Source organism: Clostridioides sp. ZZV14-6150 (assembly GCF_020657875.1).
Taxonomy (GTDB): Bacteria; Bacillota; Clostridia; order Peptostreptococcales; family Peptostreptococcaceae; genus Clostridioides.
Genome location: NZ_JAGWDA010000005.1, coordinates 150,482 through 172,693, shown reverse-complemented (window position 1 = coordinate 172,693; position 22,212 = coordinate 150,482). Strand labels below are relative to the sequence as shown.

Here is a 22,212-nt window from a genome sequence, read left to right as displayed (position 1 = left end):
AATTATTTTATGAAAGAGCGAGAATGTAGAAAAGCAAATCTGTTTGATGCAATGATACCAATTACTTGCTTGATATTATTTTTAAGTTTAGGGGTATTAATGTATGGTTCATCACCTCATGTACCACTAATAGGAGCTGCAGCAGTAGCAGGACTTGTGGCTGTATATAGGCTTGGCTTTAAATGGAAAGACCTAGAATTAAGTATGTTCAATAGTATAAAGATGGCAATGCAAGCAATCTTAATCATAATTATAATAGGTGTACTTATAGGAACTTGGATAGTAAGTGGAGTAGTTCCATGTATGATTTACTGGGGACTAAAAATTTTATCACCAAATATTTTTTTAGTAGCATCAACGCTAGTATGTGCAATAGTATCTCTTGCAACAGGTTCATCTTGGAGTACAATGGGTACAGTAGGTGTAGCACTTTTAGGAATTGGCCAAAGTTTGGGTATGCCAACTGGATTAATAGTTGGTTCTATAATATCTGGAGCTTACTTTGGAGATAAACTATCACCTTTATCTGAAACGACTAACTTAGCTCCAGCTATGGCAGGAACAGATTTATTTACACATATAAAATATATGCTATATTCAACTATACCATCATTATTAATTTGTTTAGTAATTTATGGTGTAATCGGAATGAAGTATTCAGGTCAAGCATTAGACATAAAACAGATAGAGTTAATTAGGTCTACATTAGATTCTACATTTAATACTTTATCACCAGTATTATTATTAGCTCCAGCAATAGTAATTGGATTAGTTATATTTAAAGTTCCTGCGATACCAGGGCTTATAGTAGGTGCTGTATTAGGAGTATTGTTTGCAATAGTTTTCCAAGGAGAATCTATGAATGTAATATTAGACGCAGCACAAAATGGATATGTTTCATCAACACAAATAGAAGAGGTAGATGCTTTATTATCTAAAGGTGGGATTATGAATATGATGTCCACTGTATCTTTAACAATATGTGCTTTATCTCTTGGAGGTATTTTAGAAAAAACAGGCATGCTTGAAGCAGTAGCTTCTTCTTTACTAAGATTAGCAAAGGGTGTATTTGGAACAGTATTATGTACAATGGTAACTTGCACGGTTACTAACATAATAGCAGGTGAACAATACTTATCTATAGTTATACCAGGAAGAATGTATAATAAGGAATATAAAAAGAGAGGTATACACCCTAAGATGTTGTCAAGAGCTTTAGAAGATAGTGGAACTTTAAGTTCTCCACTGGTACCATGGAATACATGTGGAGCGTATATAACAGCAACATTAGGGGTATCTGCATTAACATATGGTCCATATGCATTATTAAATATTATAAATCCATTGGTATCTCTAGCATTAATTGCATGTAAGTTTAAAATAGCAAAAATAGAAGATGAACCTGAAACTTGTTTGAATTTTGATGTTTGATTATAGTATTTAATATATGTTACTTATTAGAAAAAATAAAGACCTAAACTTTGTGTAAATAACAAAATTTAGGTCTTTATTGACTTTTTCTATAAATTTAAAATAAAAAAGAATGTCAAGTAATCTATAAAATATTACTGAATTTTTTCTCTTGGGATATACAATTTTGAATCTTCTGATTTATTTTTGCACTCACATTCATTTTTTTTATTTTTTTTCATAAGTACATATAAAGGTGCTATCAATAACATTGCTCCTAGTCCTATCAAAACCCTATTTTGAGTTACAGGTTTTGACATATCTTCAAGCCAAGCTTGTTGTAACAACCATAAACTACCTAATATAGCTACTGTTGGTATAACAGGACCAAAAGGAATTTTAAATGAAGCCTGAATATCTGCTCTTTTTCTTAAAACTATTACTGACAAACAAGTTGGTATGTATTGAGCAAATCTGGCAATTACACTCATTACTGCAAGCTGTTCAAAACTTCCAGTTAATACAAGTGGTATACAGAAGATTAAAGACATTATTATTGCTACATATGGAGCATCATATTTATTTGTTTTTCCTATAAATGCTGGAAGAGAACCTTCTTCTGCTAGAGCAGAGCCACATTTAGGAGTTACTATTGAAGAACCTATATTTATTCCGAATATAGATATTAATGTTGCTACAGATATAAAGACTTTGCCATAATTACCTAAAAATACGCTTGAAGCGTCTGCGATTGGAATACTATTTTCAAATAGTTTGTCTCCAAGTATACCCATACAGACAACTTGAATTAAGATATAAATTATTGCACATATAAATATTGTAGTTATTAATGCTATTGGAAGATTTTTTTTAGGATTATCCATTTCTCCACTTGCTACAACAAATGATTCAAATCCAGTAAACGCGTAAAATACTAATATTATAGCTGGTCCTATACTGGAATTTAGAACATTACCTGAAGGAACAACATTATCAAATTTTATAAAGAATATTCCGATTATTACAAAAATTATTAATGGTACTAATTTAGCTATAGTTATTACATTATTCATTATCTTTGTGCTTTTAATTCCAAATAAGCTGTTTATTGAAAGTAATGTCACTAATGTCACTGCGATATACCCTTTATATTCAGTAGCAGCTTCTGGCCAAAATGCGCCTAAAGCTGTTGCAAATCCTACTGCCAGTGTAGACCATGATATGATTCTAATGACCCAAGACATTGTACCAACTTCAAAACCTATAAAATCACCAAATGCCTTTTTGGAGTATAAATATGCACCTCCATTTTTGTCAAACATACTTCCAGCCTCTGCAAAACATAAAAGTATTGATAGAACTAGAAGTGTAGCAAAAATATATATAAATATACTATTTTGGCTTGCTAGATTGTAAACTTTACCTGGTAGTAAGAATATACCTGAACCTATGATACTATTAATTCCTAATAATATCATACTAAATAACCCTAATTTTTTAGCTTTTTCCATATTAATTTATCTCCTATTCTTTTATTAATTACCATATTAATTAAAATATAAAGTATTCATTACATGTATCATAACTCCTATTGGCAGACAATCCTCATCTACATTAAATTTAGAGGTATGAAGAGGTGAAGTCAGCCCTTTTTCCTCGTTTTTGCACCCTAAATGGAAGAACGCTCCTTTGCAATGTTCTGTATAAAAAGAAAAATCTTCTCCACCTAATGAAGGGTTTGTTCTCAGTATAAATTTTTCTTCTCCAAGTAATTCCTTAGTACTTGAAATAACAGTATCTACTAATTCCTTTTCATTTATAACAGCAGGGTAATTTTCGTCACTCACATATAATGTTCCAATACATCCAAATGCAGATGCTGTATCTTCAACAATTTTAGTAATCTTATTAATTACAAAATCCCTTGTCTCACTATTTAAAGTTCTCAATGTACCTTCTAATTTTACATCTTCACATATTACATTATGTGCATCACCACCATATATTTTGCCTATAGTCAAAACTGCAGCATTATTTGGTTCTAGGTTTCTACTTATTATGGTTTGTAGTGATGTAACAATTTGTGAAGCTGTGACTATTGCATCAATACCATTTTCAGGGTATGCACCATGAGCTCTTTTACCCTTAACACTTATTTCTATAGTATCAACACTTGCATTTAATGTGTCGTATTTTGTTTCAATAAATCCTGTTTTAATGTGTGGCATGACATGAAGCCCAAATATATAATCAGCTTTAGGGTTTTCTAAACACCCATCTTCAACCAAGAATTTTGCTCCACCAAAACCTTCTTCTGCTGGTTGAAATAAGAATTTTACATTTACATTTAGACTATCCTTCATTGAATGAAGTACTTTACATGCTCCAAGTAGCATTGTTGTATGCGCATCATGACCACAAGCGTGCATTTTTCCATTATGTATTGATTTGTAAGGTATATCGTTTTCTTCTTCTATAGGAAGCGCATCCATATCTGCTCTTATACAAATAGTTTTATCTGCATTTTCTTTTAAAATGTATGCCATAATTCCATTGTGTTTTGTAAATTCCATATAATCAATTCCTATTTCTTTTAAATAAGAAATGACTTTTTGTTTTGTAAGATTTTCCTCAAGAGCTAATTCTGGAATTCTGTGTAATTCTCTTCTAACATCTATTAACCAAGGTTTTATAGAATTACAACTTTCTATTACAAAATCTTTTTCTAATTCTTTAACTTGATTTTCTAATTTTAAAGTTGGTTGCATTTTTATTCCTCCAATTGCTTTTTATTGTTTTGTTAATATAGTTAAGCAATTATTATGCCATATTTTTTTGCTTAAGAATTTTGTTTTTTATAAAAATATTGAATAAAAAAAATCATTATATTGTATGAAAAGTATGAAAAATAAATATTATATTGCAATTTTCAGTAAAAAATCTTATTTTGGATAAAGATTATGCTATATATAAGTGTTTATAAAGAAAATAGGAAAATTTTTATTTATCCTATTCCTATTAATTCCTATTAATTAGATAAAAATAAACTATAATTTTGATGTATTTAGCAAACAAAAAAATCTACTAAGGAAACAAATTATTCCCTAATAGATTTTTTATTTAATAGTTGATAAACTTATAGAGTTTCATACTTTAATTTATTATAAAAGGTTTCTCCTTTTTGAGTTATTTTACTTCCATATCTTCCTGAATTACAAATTATAAATTCTTCTTTTTTTAGATATTCAAATATTTTTTTTATTTTCCCTTCGGTAATTTGAATATTTTTATCTAGTAATCTTTGTAAAATTAGTCCTCTACCAATACCAACATCTGATTCTTTATTTAAAATTAACACTTCTAGTATATTTAAAATATCGTTTTTATTATACTTTAGTTTTAATGGGGAATTCTTATTATCTAAAGTTCTTAAGTTTGGAGGTAAGTCCTTTTCAAGTACAATATCATCACACATAATATTTAAATAAGATGTTACATTTTGGAGTTCTCTTATATTACCTTTCCATTTATAGTTTTGTAGAAGCTCTTTTGCTTCTGGTGTAATCAATAACTTTTTATTAATTAAATCTTCCATAATAATTAAGATATCTTCTTTTCTTTCCCTTAAAGGAGGTATATTTATTGGAATTGTATTTAATCTATAATATAAATCCTCTCTAAATTTACTATTATCAATCATTTGTTCTAGATTTTTATTAGTAGCTGATATGATTCTAACATCTATATTAATTATATTATGAGAACCGACAGGCATTATTTGTTTTTCTTGAAGAACTCTAAGGAGCTTTGTTTGTAGTTCTAAGGGCATGTCGCCAATTTCATCTAAGAATATAGTTCCATTGTTTGCTAGCTCAAATAATCCTTGTTTTCCTTCTTTTAGACCACCAGTAAAAGTACCTTTATCATATCCAAATAACTGACTTTCTAGTAAGTTTTCGGGAACAGCTGCACAATTTACTGCTATAAATGGCTGATTTTTTCTAGTTGAATTATTGTGTATAGATTGGGCTATGAGCTCCTTACCAGTTCCACTTTCACCTCTAATAAGTATACTTAAATCAGATTTAGAAACTTTTTTAGCTAAATCTATGCATTCAAGCATCTTTGGGCTATTTGTTTTTATATCTTTGAATGTATATTTTGCTATTTGTCCTTTTTCTCTTAATTTTTTAGTTAAATTTTGTTCTAGCTTTTTTATGTATGTTATTTCTTGTAAACTGTAATATGTGCCCATTTTTTCATCTTTATTGTATATGTTTTTTTTATTTACATTTATATACTTTTTATCAAATATAACAACCTTGTCCAATATCTCTTTTTCATTTAATAAAACCTTTAAACTATCTATAAACACTTCTTCAATATGTTTACCATAGATATCTTCTTTTGTATTTAAGATGTCTTTTACTTTACTATTATATGTATTTATTACACCATCTTTTGATAAGTTCAATATTGTATCTAATTCTTCTATCTTTAAAAACAGTTCCTTATATTTATCTTTTATACCTGTGTCTAAACTTATTATTTCTTCTGAGTATTTAACTAGATTAGATTGTATTTCTTTTGAATCGATTTGTAATAAGTTTATTATTTCTATAAAGGTAGAAATATCTATATATCTATGACCTAAATCAAAAATATCTGAGATAAAACTAGGGACTTTTTCTGGAACTCCTGGAGTTATAGCTATCTTTATATCTTTATAATTATTTTCGTTCATATATGGAACTGGTCTGATATTAGTTACTCCAATCTTATAAAATAAGCTTATAGTCTCTAAAGTAGTTTCATCAGAATCATTTACAATTAAAGCATTTGTACCTTGTGGTAAGGATAATAAATCATATACTTTATCTTCCTTAAAAGTTCTTCTTATTACAATAACTTTTTTCCTGTCCAATATATTATTTATAATTTTATCTAATCTCTCTACAGACATTACTAATATTACATCATCGTTTATAATATCATCATCATTTATTTCATTTATAAAATATCTGTTAATTTTTATGTAATCTCCAAAAACTAACTTTAAGTTATTTTCCAAAAAATCTATTAAATCTTTTCTGCTATCATTTATCAAAGCTACTGATTTTTTCATTGATTTCTCCTTATTTATATAATAAATAGTTTTTAATAATATTTACAGGAAGGTTATTTCCATAATCAATATATCTCATTGTATCTAAAATGGTACAAAACTTATACAATATTAATACTTAAACTATTCAACATTATTAATACTATAAAATAATTTAATTTTAATATCTTTTTTATGTAACATCAATAATTTTATATCTAACTTTTTAAATTTAATAGAGTTTTATACAAAAAAGAAGGTGCCTAGATATGATTTTTTGAGAATCATACATAGAAACCTTCTTCCTTATAATTAAATCTTGTCACCAAATCCCCCTAATTGTTGCTTAAAATCTAAAATGTATGTATATTTTTCATTTCTATTCGATTAAATTATAATATACATCTAAAAAATTTATTTTAACAAATTCTATTGATAATACAATTTCATAAATATAGAATTATATTAAAATAAATAATATATGAAAATATATATGTATAAGTTTATTCTGCTTGAGTAGAATAGATTTGTCAAGATTAATTTAATTGTTATATTATCTTTTGTTAAAAATTAGTCTAAATTAAAATATATAAATAGAATATTTTACATAATATATCATAAAAGGAGAATTTAATGAAAGCAGAAGAAACGAGCATATACCCAATTATTAAAAATAACTTAAATCAAGTATCCATTGTTGAATATAAAAAAGGGCAAAGATTTGTAGCGTCAGATGAAGATTTACAAGAAGTCTTTTTTATAATAGAGGGAGTTGCATTAGTAGAATGCTCTACTAGAGGAGGAAATAAATTTCTTGTTGATATTGTACCAGAAAATGAATTTATAGGTAAAATTAGTTATATATATGAACATAATTTGAAATGTGATATCTTTGCGAAAACTAATATAAAATTATTCCGATTTAAAAAAGATGTCTTTGATGAGTTATACCTTAAAAGAGATTTTATTGAATTATTTCACAGTAAATGTACAAGAAGAATATATGAGTTGTACAAGACTAGAATGGTAAGAGAATTATTTTCTTGTACAGAAGTCATTGCATATTGTATATTAAAAAAACAAGAGAATAGTACATGTAAAGCAAAGTATATTCGTAATTTTAGTGAAATTTATTCAATCAGTAGAAAGAGTAGATACCACTCCCTATTGAATTTAATTGAAAAGGGTATAATTAAAAAAATAGATAGTACATATGAAGTTTTGAACTATGATAAATTATATAGATTAGCCTTTGAAGTAAAGGAATTTTTAGAAGATAAATAGTTATAAATATTATTGTTATTTCACTTAAATATAATATAATAATTTCTATAAAAAATAAAAAATAGCTTCACTGAAAACCAGAAATAATTTAGCTGTTTTCAGTGAGACTATTTTAAAGTATTATATACTACTAAAATATACTATTGTTATTAATCAATTTCTTTAACTATGTTAATAGCCCATTTTTTAGATAATGCTCTAGGTACACCAAATATAAATTTTACAACTTCTTCACTGTAAGTGAGTAGAACAAGGATAAATATAGGTGCCCCTTTAAATGCAGCTATAAAAGTTAAAGGAAGTGAAGCTAACCACATACATCCTAATTCTAAAAATAGAGCATATTTAGTATCTCCACCACTTCTCAAAATACCAATTATAATTAATGTATTAAATGATTTTAGAGCCATTAGTATACCCATTATAAAAAATATTTTAGTTATATCAGAAGACAAGCTATCAGAAACACTGAACATCTTTAATAATAATGGGATATTTAAAATTAAAATAATTCCAAGTATTAAACCAGCTAAAAACACTAGTATAGAAAATTTCTTAGCATATTCAATGGCTCTTTTGATATGGTCAGCACCAAGTTCATTACCAAGCATAATAGATGCACCAGATGCAATACATACAGCAGTCATTATAAAAAAGTTACCTGTACTAGTTGCTATTTGACTTGCCGCTATAGCAGATGTACCTGCCCTTGAATAGGCAACAGAATACAGAACAGTTCCAACTGCCCATGCAGAGTCATTTACAAATATAGGGAAACTCTTTGATGAAAAAGATTTGATAAAAATCTTATCAATAGTCTTTAGATTTTTCAAACCAAATTTTAATATATAGTCTTTTTTATAAAAATAGACATAAGTAAGCATTAAAATTAATTCGCATATTCTTGCAATTACAGTTGCTAAAGCAGCTCCTTTTACGCCTAATGCAGGAAGCCCTAAATTACCAAATATAAATCCATAATTTAAAATAACATTTGTTACAAGAGCAAATGCACTGCAAATCATACCTAACTTAGGATTCCTAACACCTCTAGAACCAGTACTAAACACTGTACTTATAGCTATTAATGGATAACTAAATACTGCAATACTAAAATACTCTATACAAAGTCTTACAACCTCTGAATCATAAGAAAATATGTGTATTATTGGTTTTGGCGTTAGTAGAGCAGGGATAACAAATACAAAACTTAAAGCTAGTGCTAATATACAGGTAAGACCTGTAACCTTTCTTATATTACTAATATCTTTCTTTCCATAAAACTGTGAAATAAAAACTCCAGCTCCACCTGTAATACCAGACAGAGACATATTAAAAAGGAAGAAAAATTGGTTTGCAACTCCAACTGAAGCTACAGATACTTCACCTAAACTACTTATCATAACTGTATCTATTACATTTACAGACGTAGAAATTAAGTTTTGTATGATAATAGGTATACATAAAGATAGAAGTATCTTGTAAAACCTTTTATTTTCATCCTTTAAAGAAAACAATGCTTGCAAATAATCCTCTCCTTTTTACATAAACTCTTCCCACTCATCATATAGAGAGGAAAGGTCATTTTCTAAACTGATTTTTTCTTGACTGACTTCTTTAGCTTTCTCAGGATTAGAGTATACTTCTTCTTGACACAATAGCACATCTAATTCTTCAATTTTAAGTTCTAGTTTTTCAATTTCTTTTTCTATACTTTGCCTTTTTATTCTATTTTTCTTTTCTAATTCTCTTTGTTCTCTTTCTTTTCTTTTTTCATCCTTTATTTGAGTCCTTGTTTTTTCTTCTTTCTCTTCAACAATACTCATTTCCTGAACTTGTCTTTTCTTATCAATATAATAATCATAGTTACCTAAATATTCAGTAACTCCATCTTCATCTAAAACAAGAATCTTATCTACAACAGTATTTAGAAAATATCTATCGTGTGATATTGTAAATATAGTACCATCATAATTAGTTAATGCTTCCTCAAGAACCTCTTTAGAATCAATATCTAGGTGGTTAGTAGGCTCATCTAACAATAAGAAATTTGCATTGGATAGTATAAGTTTAAGTATAGCCACTCTGGCTCTTTCTCCACCACTTAATGTAGAAATTTTCTTGAAAACTTCTTCATCAACAAATAAAAATGCTCCTAACATATTTCTTAAAGTGGTTTGAGTAAGATGATTATTATTTTCCCAAATTTCATCAATTATGGTGTTATCCAAATTAAGAGTTTTTTGTTCCTGATGGAAGTAAGAAACATGGACATTAGTTCCAAACTTAATATTACCATTAAGAGGTTGTAGTTCGTTAGTTATTATTTTAAATAATGTAGACTTACCAATACCATTTGCACCTATAAGAGCAACTTTTTCTCCTCTATATATGTCTAAGTTTAAATCTTTAAAAAGTATTCTTTTTCCATATCCCATAGATACATCTCTAATTTGAAGGACATCATTCCCACTTTGAACAGAGGGAGTAAACTGTATACGAGCTTTTTTTCTATAAGCTTCTGGCTTATCTAAAACATCTACTTTGTCCAATGCTTTTTCTTTGCTTCTCGCACGTTTTAGGTGCTTTTCCCGACCATACGCTTTTAGTCTTTCAATAGATTCTTCTTGTTTTTTTATTTCTTTTTGCTGGTCTTCGAATTTTTTTAGTTCTAGTTCTTTTTCTATTTTAGACAGCTCAACAAATTTAGAATAGTTACCATTATATACTTTAAGTCTTTTATTGTGAATTTCAAAAATTCTATTTACAGCTTGGTCTAAGAAATATCTATCATGAGATATTAGCATAACAGTACCTTTGTATTGTTTTAAAAATACTTCTAACCATTCTATTGCTTCAGAATCTAAGTGGTTAGTAGGCTCGTCAAGTAATAATAAAGTTGGTTTTTTAAGAAGTAATTTTCCTAAAAGAACCCTAGTTTTTTCACCACCAGAAAGTATACTTATTGGTTTATCCATATCATTGTCACTAAATCCTAATCCTTTTAAAACTCCTTTAGCTTCAGACTTATATCCATATCCATTTAAATCTGAAAATAATTCTAACTTATGTGAATATTCATCCATGATTTTTTCTAAAATTGGAGAGTTTGTTTTTGTGCTTTCCTCAGATATTTTAACTTCCAATTCTCTTAAATAGGATTCCATATCTATCAAATCTTTAAAAACTTCCAACACTTCTTCTAAAATGGTATTATCCGAATAAAAATTGGTATTTTGTTCTAAATATCCGATTTCACAATCTTTAGAAGTGTAAATATCTCCACTATCATAGCCATAAATTCCCGATATTATTTTAAATAAAGTAGTTTTTCCAGTACCATTAATGCCAATTATACCAATTTTATCCCCTTCATTTACTGTAAAACTAATATTTTCCAATATAGAATCTATACCAAAACTTTTATTTAAGTTGTTGCATGACAAAACAATCATAAATTTCTACCTCCTTGAACTATCTAAAATTATAATGTTTTGATATAATATAATCAAGGTTATATGTATTAGTTTTGAAAAAGAAATATTTTATTGTGAATCAAACAAAAAAGAGGACACTTTTAGGAGGTGAAAATGTTGGGAAATAAAAATATATCAATGGCAGTTATAAGAAGGCTCCCAAAATATCATAGATATCTTGGAGACTTATTAGATAGGGATATACAAAGAATATCTTCTAAAGAATTGAGTGATATAATAGGTTTTACTGCTTCTCAAATAAGACAAGATTTAAATAACTTTGGTGGATTTGGACAACAAGGGTATGGTTATAATGTAGAGGCTCTTCATACTGAGATAGGTAAAATACTTGGATTAGACCGACCATATAATGCAGTTCTTGTAGGAGCGGGTAACTTGGGACAAGCTATAGCCAATTATGCAGGATTTAGAAAAGCTGGATTCGAGATAAAAGCTTTGTTTGATGCAAATCCTAGAATGATAGGTTTAAAGATAAGAGAATTTGAAGTGTTAGATTCAGACACTTTAGAAGAGTTTATAAAAAACAATGATATAGATATTGCTGTATTATGTATACCTAAAAATGGAGCACAAGAAGTTATTAATAGAGTTGTAAAAGCTGGAATAAAAGGTGTATGGAATTTTGCACCATTAGATTTAGAAGTTCCGAAAGGTGTTATAGTTGAAAATGTAAACCTAACAGAAAGCTTATTTACTTTATCATATTTGATGAAAGAAGGAAAGTAGACAACTTAAACATATTAATAATAAGTAACTATGAAGAGTATTGAGAAAGTCAGAAGATTTAATATTAAATCATCTGGCTTTTTAAAATATAAAAGCTAAAATTGATATAATATAGAAGTAAACTTAATATAAAGGGAGTGATATTAGTGGAAGAGTTATGGCAAAAAGCTATTGAATTTCATGGTCATGAATGTCCAGGTCTAGCTATAGGATTTAAAGCGGCACTTGCAGCGAGAAAATATTTGGAATGTAATCAGTCAGGGGATGAAGAGATTGTATGTATTTCTGAAAATGATGCATGTGGAATAGATGGTATACAAGTGGTATTAAGTTGTACGATGGGTAAAGGGAATTTGCTGCTTAGAATGACAGGTAAATCAGTATACCATTTTTTTAATAGGGAAAATGGAAAGTCTATAAGAATATATGTGAAATCAAAACCATTTGATATGGATAGAGAAGGGTATAAAAAATACTTATTAGAAAGTGAATTTGAAGATATATTTGAAATTACAGACACAAAATTAAGACTTCCAGAAAAGGCAAGAATATTTAAGTCTCTTAAATGTGAAGTGTGTGGAGAGTTTGCACCTGAGCAATATATAAGAATTCAAGATAGCAAGAAGGTATGCCTTGATTGTTTTAGCAAATACGAAAGATTTTATGAAGAAGGAAAAGAAACATCAAATTAAAAATATTAGGTTTATACATAGCAATGAAAGAGTCACAGCAAAGGATTATATACAATATTATTAAATTTATATAATAGAAATAAATGCTTTATTTTAATGGAGTAAAGTGATGATATTTAAAAATAAATGTTATTTAATTTATGCATAATAAAAAGAGACTGATTAATATTGATAAAATCAAATTAAGACAGTCTCTTTATGAATAACCAATTATTATTCTGGTTGAGGTGCATCTACAGGACAAGCTCCTGCACAAGAACCACAGTCTATACAAGAACCAGCATCTATAACATATGCGTCGTCTCCAGCTGATATACAGCTAACAGGGCATTCAGCCTCACAAGCACCACAGCTTATACAAGCGTCAGTAATTTTATATGCCATTTTGAAATCCTCCCTTTTATATGTATTGTAATTCAATAACATTATAACAAATATTATTGAATATAACAATTAAATTAATTCTACAATAAAAACTTTATTGTGATATTCTTATTTTAAAGTTTTACAATAAATTTTAATCTGCTTATATTTTTATTTATCTTAGAGAAGTTTACCTTAAAAATAAAATTAAAGTTTAAAAGTTATGTATGTAGTACATTTAAAAATGTTATACTCTTAAAGAGTATATTTTATTAAGAATTTGTTGATTTAAAGGAGATTTAATATGAAAAATAAGTCAGTTTACATATGTATTATGAGTTTATTGTTGCTTGTAGTAGGGTGTTCTAATAATTCGAATAAAGAAAACAATATTAAAAAAGATTCTAATAATAACCAAAGTCAGGTTGAAGAACAAAAAAGAGAGCCTATAATAAAAGATATAACTATAAGTTTTGCTGGTGATGTAACTATGGGAAACTATAAAGGTTCATCATACTATGGTAGTTTCGACCATGAATTTGAAAGACAAGGAAAGGACTATGATTATTTTCTTAAAAATGTAAAACCTATATTTGAAAAAGATGATTTGACAGTAGTTAACTTAGAAGGTCCTCTTACCAATGCATCAAAGGCGAAGGAGAAGAAGTTTGCATTTAAAGGCAAACCAGAATATATAAACATTTTGAAGTCTGGAAGTGTAGAGGCAGTAAGTGTTGCGAATAACCATTCAGAGGATTATTTTGAGGAAGGTATGAAGGACACTAAGTTCATATTGGATGAAAATAAGATAAATTACTTTGCTTTAGGTAAAGATGCAGTAATAGATGTTAATGGAATTAAAGTAGGTTTATTGGGATATAATGGATTGTCAACTGAATACAATGAAAAAAACTTAAAACAAATGGAAGATGAGATTAAAGCCCTAAAAGAGAAGTCAGATGTTGTTATGGTTTATTTTCACTGGGGAATAGAGCTGGAATATTCTCCAGATAAAAAACAAAAAGATTTCGCTCATTATGTGATAGATAAGGGTGCAGACTTAGTTATAGGTTCTCATCCTCATGTAGTTCAAGGTATAGAAAAGTATAAAGATAAGTATATAGCCTATAGTTTAGGAAATTTTTGTTTTGGAGGAAACAAGAATCCTTCTGATACAGACAGTTATATATATCAACAAACTTTTACCTTCTCAGATAATAAACTATCTTCAATTAAAGAGCCAAATATAATACCAACAGCAATAACATCTAGTAGCTCTAGAAATAATTATCAACCAAAAGTACTAGATGGAAGTGAGAAGGATAGGGTTTTAAATAAGCTAGAAAAAATAAGTAAAGATTTGAACAATTAAAAGTGTAAAAAAAAATAAATATATATATTTATTTTAATAATTTATATTTTGTTTGAAGCTTGGGAAAACGTGGTATCAAATAAGTAGATTTTAATAGTTAAATTGTAGTCAATCACTATAATGCTATTAAATCTACTTTTTTAATATAAAAATATAAGGGGGAATTTGTAATGGCTTGTAACACTTGTAAAATGTGCGAAAGCGCAGACAAGAAATTAGAAAGTTTTGTAGCTTCAAAGGATGTTGAAACAGCATTTCATAGAACTGAAGATCAAAAGGTTAAATGTGGTTTTGGACTTCAAGGAGTCTGTTGTAGACTCTGTTCAAATGGACCATGTAGAGTAACTCCAAAGTCACCAAGAGGTATATGTGGAGCAGATGCAGATACTATAGTAGCAAGAAACTTTTTAAGAGCAGTAGCATCAGGGGCAGCTTGTTATTTACATGTGGTAGAAAATACAGCTAAGAATTTAAAAAATGTTGGAATAACTAAAGGTGTTATTAAGGGAGAAAAAACATTAAATCAATTAGCAGAGATGTTTGGAATAGAAAGTGATGAAAAATACGATAAATGTATAAAAGTAGCTGATAAAGTTATAAATGATTTATATAAATCAAGAGATGACAAGATGGAATTAGTAGAAAAAATAGCTTATGCACCTAGAGTAAAAAAATGGAAAGAGTTAGGTATAATGCCTGGTGGTGCAAAATCAGAAGTGTTTGATGCAATAGTAAAATCATCAACAAATTTAAACAGTGACCCAGTAGACATGTTAGTCAACTGTTTAAATTTAGGAATATCAACAGGGTTATATGGTCTTACTCTAACTAATCTTTTAAATGATGTTATGTTAGGAGAACCAGTTATAAGAATGGCTCCTGTAGGATTTAATGTAATAGACCCAGACTACATAAATATAATGATAACAGGTCATCAACATTCAACATTTGCAAATTTCCAAGACAGATTAAAAGATGAAGATGTTATAAAATTAGCTCAATCTGTTGGGGCAAAAGGATTTAAATTAGTAGGATGTACATGTGTTGGTCAAGATTTACAATTAAGAGGAGAACATTACCAAGAAGTATTTGCTGGTCATGCTGGTAACAACTTTACAAGTGAAGCTGTTTTATCAACTGGAGCAATAGATATAGTTCTTTCTGAATTTAACTGTACTATACCTGGACTTGAGCCAATAGCAGATAAATATAAAGTAAAAATGGTTTGCTTAGATGATGTTGCTAAAAAAGCAAATGCAGAATATATAGAATTAGATAGAAGCAATTTAGATGAACTTAGTAATTCATTAATACAAAAAGCACTAGAATCTTATAAAGATAGAAGAGGAAGTGTTGAAATAGATATACCAAAAGACCATGGATTTGAGCAGTCTTTAACTGGTGTAAGTGAAAAGAATCTAAAAGCATTTTTAGGAGATTCATGGAAACCTCTTATTAATTTAATTGCAGGAGGAAAAATTAAAGGGGTTGCAGCTGTTGTAGGATGTTCAAATATGACAGCAGGAGGTCATGATGTAAATACTGTTGAATTGACTAAGGAGTTAATTAAAAAAGATATTATAGTACTTTCAGCAGGATGTTCTACTGGAGGATTAGAAAATGTTGGTCTTATGTCACTTGGAGCAGAAGAATTAGCAGGAGAAAACTTAAAAGAAGTATGTAAGACTTTAGGAATACCACCAGTATTAAACTTTGGGCCATGTTTAGCTATAGGAAGACTTGAAATAGTAGCAACAGAGTTAGCAGCTGAGCTTGGAATAGATTTACCACAATTACCATTAGTGCTTTCAGCTCCACAATGGTTAGAAGAACAAGCATTAGCTGATGGAGCTTTTGGACTTGCTCTTGGTTTACCTCTTCATTTAGCATTACCTCCATTTATAACAGGAGGAAAATTAGTAACAGAGGTATTAACAGAAAAATTAAAAGACTTAACAGGAGGACATGTTATAGTGAATCCAGATCCTAAATCTTCAGCTGATCAATTAGAACAAATAATAATAGACAGAAGAAAAAATTTAGGGTTAAAGGATGTGGAATGTAATGCATAGAATTTTTATAAATAAAGATTTATGTACAGGCTGTAAAAGTTGTGTATTAGCTTGTATGTTAAAGCATAATAAAGATTATGACATGTATACTCTTGATTTAGAAAATATAGATAATGATAGTAGAGGGCATATAGAACTAGATAGCAAACATAATAATCCAGTTCCAATTCTTTGTAGACACTGTGATGAACCGGAATGTGCCTTAGCATGTATGAGTGGTGCAATGCATAAAGATAGTCAAAGTGGAATTGTTTCATATGATGAAGAAAAATGTGGTTCATGTTATATGTGTGTGATGTCTTGTCCATATGGATTATTAAAACCAGATGATAGAAGCAAGCAAAATATACTTAAATGTGATTTATGTAAAGATGAGGAATATCCTAGATGTGTAGCTAATTGTCCAAGTGGGGCAATTGAATTACAGAAGGAGGAAAATGATGAATTATGTAGTGTTAGGGGCTAGTGCTGCTGGTATAAATGCAGCAAAAACATTGAGAGAATTAGATAAAGATTCTAGTATAGTGATAATTTCTAAAGATGAAAATATATACTCAAGATGTATGCTACATCATGTTATATCTGAACACAGAACTTTAAAACAAATAAACTTTGTTGATGAAGACTTTATGGAGAAAAACAATATAAATTGGATTTCAGGTAAAACTGTTAAAGGAATAGACACAGATAAAAAACTAGTTCAAATGGAAGATGTCACTGTAAATTATGATAAGCTTTTAATAGCTACAGGTGCATCTTCTGCTATTCCTCCTATAAAGAATTTAAGAGAAGGAAATTTTGTATACTCTGTAAGAAACATAGATGATATTTATAAAATAAAAGAGAAGGCAGAAAAATCGAAGAAAGTTGTTATAATAGGTGCAGGACTAGTTGGGATAGATGCTTTAATTGGTTTATTTAAATATGAACAGCTAGATATTTCAGTGGCCTTTATGGAAAAATATATTTTAGATAGACAATTAGATGAATATACAGCATCAGTATATGAAAATAAATTTAAAGAAAAAGGCGTAAAATTTTATCCAAGTGCATCAATACAAGAAATTGTTTTAGATGATAGCAAAGATGTTAAAGGTGTTGCATTTTCAAACGGAGAAATTCTTGATGCAGACATGGTAATCGTAGCTACAGGAGTGAAACCTAATGCTGACTTTTTGGATGAAACAGGAATAGAATATGACAGAGGCATAATAATAGATGATAGATGCCAAACAACACGAGAAGATATCTATGCAGCAGGGGATGTTGTAGGTAAAAATGCCATCTGGCCTATAGCTGTAAAACAAGGAATTATAGCTGCACACAATATGGTTGGAAAAGATAAAAAGATAGAAGATGAATTTGCTTTTAAAAATAGTATGAATTTTATGGATATACCAACCATTTCTATAGGCATGAATACACCTGTAGATGATAGTTATAAAGTATTAACTAGACATGGAAATGATTGTTATAAAAAGTTTGTTTTTAAAGATAATATAATCTATGGAGCAGTTATACAAGGAGATATTTCATATGTAGGTGTATTAACTCATTTGATAAAAAATAAGGTTGAAATATCTGATTTAGAAAATAGGATATTTGATGTATGTTATGCAGACTTCTTTAACATAAAAGAAAATGGAGAGTTTTGTTACAGTGTATAATAGCTGAATTAAAACTTATAAATAAATAGAGCTATTTTAAGATAAAAGATTTTAGTTTATAAAAAGCTTTACTTAAATATAGCTCTATTTTTATAATTAAGTTCAAATTTTGATTAATTTATAAAAGTACCTATTTTGAACAAGAGTACATATAATCTCTAGTTAGAGGTAAATCATTTTTGATACCTTTAGTGAAAAGTATCTGATGTATATCTATAATACCAGTATTGAAAGCAGCAGCACAAGAACAAAGATATAAATCCCACATTCTTATAAATTTATCATCAAACATTTCTTTAATCTTAGGAAGACTATCATAGAAGTTTTTATGCCAAGATAATAAAGTTTTTACATAATGTAATCTTAAACTTTCAACATCTATAGTATGATAGTTATAATCGCTACAAATATGTATCATTTCTCTTAAACTAGGAATAACTCCACCAGGGAAAATATATTTTTTTATCCAAGGGTCTCCATAAGATTCTTTTAAGCCACTTATATAATGAAGCAAAAATAATCCACTATCTTTTAAGACAGCATTTACATTTTTAATAAAAAGCTCATAATTTTCTCTGCCAACATGTTCAAGCATACCAACGCTAACAACTCTATCAAATGTAAGATTTGATTCTTTAAGTTCTCTATAGTCCATAAGTTTTACTTCAAGGTAATCTTGAAGATTCTCTTCTTTAATTCTAATATTAAACTCTTTAAATTGTTCTTCGCTAAGTGTAATTCCCACACCATGAATTTTATATTTTTTTGCTGCTTCTATTAATAGAAATCCCCATCCACAACCAATATCAAGAAGACTCATACCTTCTTCTAAATTTAGTTTAGTTAATATGTGATGAACTTTATTAACCTGAGCATCATAAAGATTATCATTATCATCTTTAAAATATGCACAAGAATAACTAAGTGTTTTGTCTAGCCATAAACTATAAAAATCATTTCCAATGTCATAATGAGCGTGTATTTCTTTTTTTTGATGTCTCATCGAATTAGATGAATGTAGCAAATGTTTTACAGCTGAGTTATCAATATTAAATTTGTCTATCTGTTTTAGAAGTAGATTTAAGGTTAAAAATAAATCTCCTTCAACCTCAATGTCTCTATTTATGTAGGCTTCTCCAAGTGCTAAAGATGTACTTTTTAATAATTCAGATTTGCTAATATCATTATTTACAATAACTTTAAATTGAGGAGAGCTATCTCCAACTAGAAATTCTTCCCCGTCTTTAAGCCTAACTAGAAATGGTGTTTCATTAAATCTTTCTAAATAGTCTTTTAAAAAATTTTTTGTAATGTTCATATTACCAGCTCCTTTTAATGTAAATCCAGTAAGTTTTCCTTGCTTAAAGTATATTATATTCCTTTTTTTAAAAAAGTAAAATTTTTTTTTGGTTAATTTTTACTTGAATGAACTTTTTATTTTATAAAGGAATTTTATCTTGTGATATTTTATTTTATAAATTTTAGTATTGGATATAATATTCAATTAGTAATGATATAATAATTTTAATTAATAATAAAGTTTTGAAGCAATTAGTTTGAAACTATTTAATGAAGGAGATATCAAATGGAAGTATATGCTTTAGTTGGGTCAAGTGGTACAGGAAAAAGTTATAAGGCACTAGAGTTTGCATATGAAAATGACATAGATTATATAATTGATGATGGGATTTTAATATATAGAAATAAAGTTTTAGCAGGTATATCAGCAAAACAAGCAAAGACTACTATTGAGGCAGTTAAAAGAGCTATTTTTTATAATTTAGAACATCGGCAAAAGGTTAGAGAGGTAATAGAAAAAGAAAACATAAATAAGGTTCTTGTTATAGGAACTTCAAAAAAAATGATTAATCAGATTGTAGAGAGATTATCAATCGGAAAAGTTTATAAATTTATAAATATTCAAGATATAAGTACTAAATATGAAATAGAAATAGCAAAACAATCTAGAAAAGAAGGAAATCATGTAATTCCTGTTCCAGCAGTTGAAATAAAAAATATGACAAGTGGTCTTAGTATAAATCCATTAAAAAGGTTTTTTAGAAAAGGAAATAATATAAATATGGTGGTTTTAGAAAAGACAATTATAAGACCTACTTTTAGTTACATTGGCAAAGTTTATATTGATGCAGATGTAATTAAACAAATAATTGAATATGAAGTGTACAACTTTGGAAGCATTGATAGAATAAATAAAACCAATATAGAGAATTGCAACAATTTTATGAATATTTTTGTAAGTATAAATATCAATGATTTAGAAGTTATAAAAAAAATTGAAAGTATGCAACATATAATAAAAAAGTCTATTGAGAGAATGACTTTAGTTAATGTACAAAAAATAGATATTAACATTCATAAAATTAAAAAAATAAACTTCCTCCCATGTTAAAAAATAAACTGAGAAAATGATATACTAATTTGCAATAAAGTGTGCTATAATTAAACTGTAAATTTAGGAAATGGTTTTTCTAAATGGAGTATACATAATTATAACGTATTTATAAGGGGGCTTTCAAATGTCAGGAAAAGATGTAAATGTCTTCGAGATGGCGCAATCTCAAGTAAAAAATGCATGTGATAAATTAGGTATGGAACCAGCAGTTTATGAATTACTAAAAGAACCTATGAGGGTTATTGAGGTTTCAATTCCAGTAAAAATGGATGACGGTTCTATAAAAACTTTTAAAGGATTTAGATCACAACATAATGATGCAGTAGGGCCAACAAAAGGTGGAATAAGATTCCATCCAAATGTTTCAAGAGACGAAGTAAAAGCTTTATCTATATGGATGACTTTCAAATGTTCTGTAACAGGTATACCATATGGTGGAGGTAAAGGTGGAATAATAGTAGATCCATCAACTTTATCTCAAGGTGAATTAGAAAGATTAAGTAGAGGATACATAGATGGAATATATAAATTAATAGGTGAAAAAGTTGACGTTCCTGCACCAGACGTAAACACTAATGGACAAATAATGTCTTGGATGGTTGATGAATATAATAAATTAACTGGACAAAGTGCTATAGGTGTTTTAACTGGTAAACCAGTTGAATTTGGTGGTTCTTTAGGAAGAACAGCTGCTACTGGATTTGGTGTTGCTGTAACTGCAAGAGAAGCTGCTGCTAAATTAGGAATAGATATGAAAAAAGCTAAATTAGCTGTTCAAGGTATAGGAAACGTTGGTTCTTACACAGTTCTTAACTGTGAAAAACTTGGTGGTACTGTTGTAGCTATGGCTGAATGGTGCAAATCAGAAGGTTCTTATGCTATATACAATGAAAATGGTTTAGATGGTCAAGCTATGTTAGACCATATGAAAGAACATGGTAACTTATTAAACTTCCCAGGAGCTAAGAGAATATCTTTAGAAGAGTTCTGGGCTTCAGATGTTGATATAGTAATACCAGCTGCATTAGAAAACTCTATAACTAAAGAAGTTGCTGAATCTATAAAAGCTAAATTAGTTTGTGAAGCTGCTAATGGACCAACTACTCCAGAAGCTGACGAAGTATTTGCTGAAAGAGGAATAGTTCTTACTCCAGACATATTAACTAATGCTGGTGGAGTTACAGTTTCTTACTTCGAGTGGGTACAAAACTTATATGGATACTACTGGTCAGAAGAAGAAGTAGAGCAAAAAGAAGAAGTAGCTATGGTTAAAGCATTTGAATCTATTTGGAAAATCAAAGAAGAATACAATGTTACAATGAGAGAAGCTGCTTATATGCATTCAATTAAGAGAGTTGCTGAAGCTATGAAATTAAGAGGATGGTACTAGAATTACTCTTAATAAATAATAGGATATAATTATTTAATATATAAAAGGGCTGTACTATGTACAGCCCTTAAAAGTTGTATGACTCAAAATAATTTGGGTCATTTTTTATTTTGTAAGATATATTAATGTAATCTATGCAAAAAAATTAAATACAACTATAATCAATAAAACTAAAGTTGATGTAATTAAAATTATTTACTTTCAAAACACTTATAATGTAAT

Annotated in this window: 17 protein-coding genes; 10 read left to right on the top strand and 7 right to left on the bottom strand. The window is 28.4% G+C overall.

All coding sequences use genetic code 11. The features are described 5' to 3' along the window. The first annotated feature begins 9 nt into the window (after positions 1-9). Positions 10-1,431 (top strand): Na+/H+ antiporter NhaC, encoded by a 1,422-nt coding sequence (gene nhaC / locus KGF41_RS08130; RefSeq protein ID WP_227827848.1) that lies wholly within the window; start codon positions 10-12, stop codon positions 1,429-1,431. Between the two features lie 134 nt (positions 1,432-1,565). Here the strand turns inward: nhaC and KGF41_RS08125 are convergent, their stop codons facing one another. The 3 genes from KGF41_RS08125 to KGF41_RS08115 all read right to left on the bottom strand — a co-directional run bounded on the left by KGF41_RS08125 (position 1,566) and on the right by KGF41_RS08115 (position 6,535). Further along, positions 1,566-2,921, bottom strand: a complete 1,356-nt coding sequence (locus tag KGF41_RS08125) for an APC family permease (RefSeq protein ID WP_227856556.1) — start codon at positions 2,919-2,921, stop codon at positions 1,566-1,568. Between the two features lie 36 nt (positions 2,922-2,957). Next, entirely contained in the window at positions 2,958-4,178 is a 1,221-nt protein-coding gene (locus KGF41_RS08120; protein ID WP_227827846.1) for a M20 family metallopeptidase, read from the bottom strand. A 368-nt stretch (positions 4,179-4,546) separates the two neighbouring features. After that, positions 4,547-6,535 (bottom strand): sigma 54-interacting transcriptional regulator, encoded by a 1,989-nt coding sequence (locus KGF41_RS08115; protein ID WP_227856555.1) that lies wholly within the window; start codon positions 6,533-6,535, stop codon positions 4,547-4,549. A gap of 612 nt (positions 6,536-7,147) precedes the next feature. On the opposite strand from KGF41_RS08115, the gene KGF41_RS08110 reads away from it, so the two are divergent. Continuing rightward, positions 7,148-7,798 carry a Crp/Fnr family transcriptional regulator gene (locus KGF41_RS08110; protein WP_227842670.1) on the top strand — a complete coding sequence of 217 codons (651 nt, stop codon included), beginning with the start codon at positions 7,148-7,150 and terminating at the stop codon, positions 7,796-7,798. A 149-nt stretch (positions 7,799-7,947) separates the two neighbouring features. On the opposite strand, the gene KGF41_RS08105 is transcribed toward KGF41_RS08110, so the two are convergent. Together KGF41_RS08105 and KGF41_RS08100 are read right to left on the bottom strand one after the other, a co-directional pair. Beyond that, positions 7,948-9,324: an MATE family efflux transporter gene (locus KGF41_RS08105; protein ID WP_227856554.1), complete on the bottom strand. Its 1,377-nt coding sequence runs from the start codon at positions 9,322-9,324 to the stop codon at positions 7,948-7,950. A gap of 15 nt (positions 9,325-9,339) precedes the next feature. Then, entirely contained in the window at positions 9,340-11,253 is a 1,914-nt protein-coding gene (locus tag KGF41_RS08100) for an ABC-F family ATP-binding cassette domain-containing protein (RefSeq protein ID WP_227827842.1), read from the bottom strand. A 135-nt stretch (positions 11,254-11,388) separates the two neighbouring features. Between KGF41_RS08100 and KGF41_RS08095 the strand changes: the two genes are divergently transcribed. Together KGF41_RS08095 and KGF41_RS08090 are read left to right on the top strand one after the other, a co-directional pair. Continuing rightward, a complete protein-coding gene (locus KGF41_RS08095) occupies positions 11,389-12,021 on the top strand; it encodes a redox-sensing transcriptional repressor Rex (protein ID WP_227434586.1) in 633 nt (210 codons plus the stop codon). A 137-nt stretch (positions 12,022-12,158) separates the two neighbouring features. After that, complete coding sequence (locus KGF41_RS08090; RefSeq protein ID WP_227827841.1) at positions 12,159-12,713, top strand: FmdE family protein; 555 nt, start codon at positions 12,159-12,161, stop codon at positions 12,711-12,713. A gap of 213 nt (positions 12,714-12,926) precedes the next feature. Here the strand turns inward: KGF41_RS08090 and KGF41_RS08085 are convergent, their stop codons facing one another. After that, positions 12,927-13,097, bottom strand: coding sequence for a DUF362 domain-containing protein (locus tag KGF41_RS08085; protein ID WP_009888017.1), 171 nt, complete (start codon positions 13,095-13,097; stop codon positions 12,927-12,929). Between the two features lie 283 nt (positions 13,098-13,380). Between KGF41_RS08085 and KGF41_RS08080 the strand changes: the two genes are divergently transcribed. The 4 genes from KGF41_RS08080 to KGF41_RS08065 all read left to right on the top strand — a co-directional run bounded on the left by KGF41_RS08080 (position 13,381) and on the right by KGF41_RS08065 (position 18,187). Then, positions 13,381-14,448 carry a CapA family protein gene (locus KGF41_RS08080; RefSeq protein ID WP_227827840.1) on the top strand — a complete coding sequence of 356 codons (1,068 nt, stop codon included), beginning with the start codon at positions 13,381-13,383 and terminating at the stop codon, positions 14,446-14,448. A gap of 170 nt (positions 14,449-14,618) precedes the next feature. Next, positions 14,619-16,520 carry an anaerobic carbon-monoxide dehydrogenase catalytic subunit gene (cooS, locus tag KGF41_RS08075; RefSeq protein ID WP_227856553.1) on the top strand — a complete coding sequence of 634 codons (1,902 nt, stop codon included), beginning with the start codon at positions 14,619-14,621 and terminating at the stop codon, positions 16,518-16,520. Beyond that, positions 16,513-16,986 (top strand): 4Fe-4S dicluster domain-containing protein, encoded by a 474-nt coding sequence (locus KGF41_RS08070; protein ID WP_227842666.1) that lies wholly within the window; start codon positions 16,513-16,515, stop codon positions 16,984-16,986. The genes cooS and KGF41_RS08070 overlap by 8 nt, the downstream gene beginning before the upstream one ends. Continuing rightward, entirely contained in the window at positions 16,961-18,187 is a 1,227-nt protein-coding gene (locus tag KGF41_RS08065; protein WP_227850258.1) for an NAD(P)/FAD-dependent oxidoreductase, read from the top strand. The genes KGF41_RS08070 and KGF41_RS08065 overlap by 26 nt, the downstream gene beginning before the upstream one ends. A 130-nt stretch (positions 18,188-18,317) precedes the next feature. On the opposite strand, the gene KGF41_RS08060 is transcribed toward KGF41_RS08065, so the two are convergent. Continuing rightward, a complete protein-coding gene (locus tag KGF41_RS08060; RefSeq protein ID WP_227827836.1) occupies positions 18,318-19,505 on the bottom strand; it encodes an SAM-dependent methyltransferase in 1,188 nt (395 codons plus the stop codon). 267 nt (positions 19,506-19,772) lie between these two features. Between KGF41_RS08060 and KGF41_RS08055 the strand changes: the two genes are divergently transcribed. Together KGF41_RS08055 and gluD are read left to right on the top strand one after the other, a co-directional pair. Then, positions 19,773-20,597, top strand: a complete 825-nt coding sequence (locus tag KGF41_RS08055) for an ATP-binding protein (RefSeq protein ID WP_227827835.1) — start codon at positions 19,773-19,775, stop codon at positions 20,595-20,597. A gap of 127 nt (positions 20,598-20,724) precedes the next feature. Continuing rightward, entirely contained in the window at positions 20,725-21,990 is a 1,266-nt protein-coding gene (gene gluD, locus KGF41_RS08050) for a Glu/Leu/Phe/Val family dehydrogenase (protein WP_227434603.1), read from the top strand. Positions 21,991-22,212 lie beyond the last annotated feature (222 nt).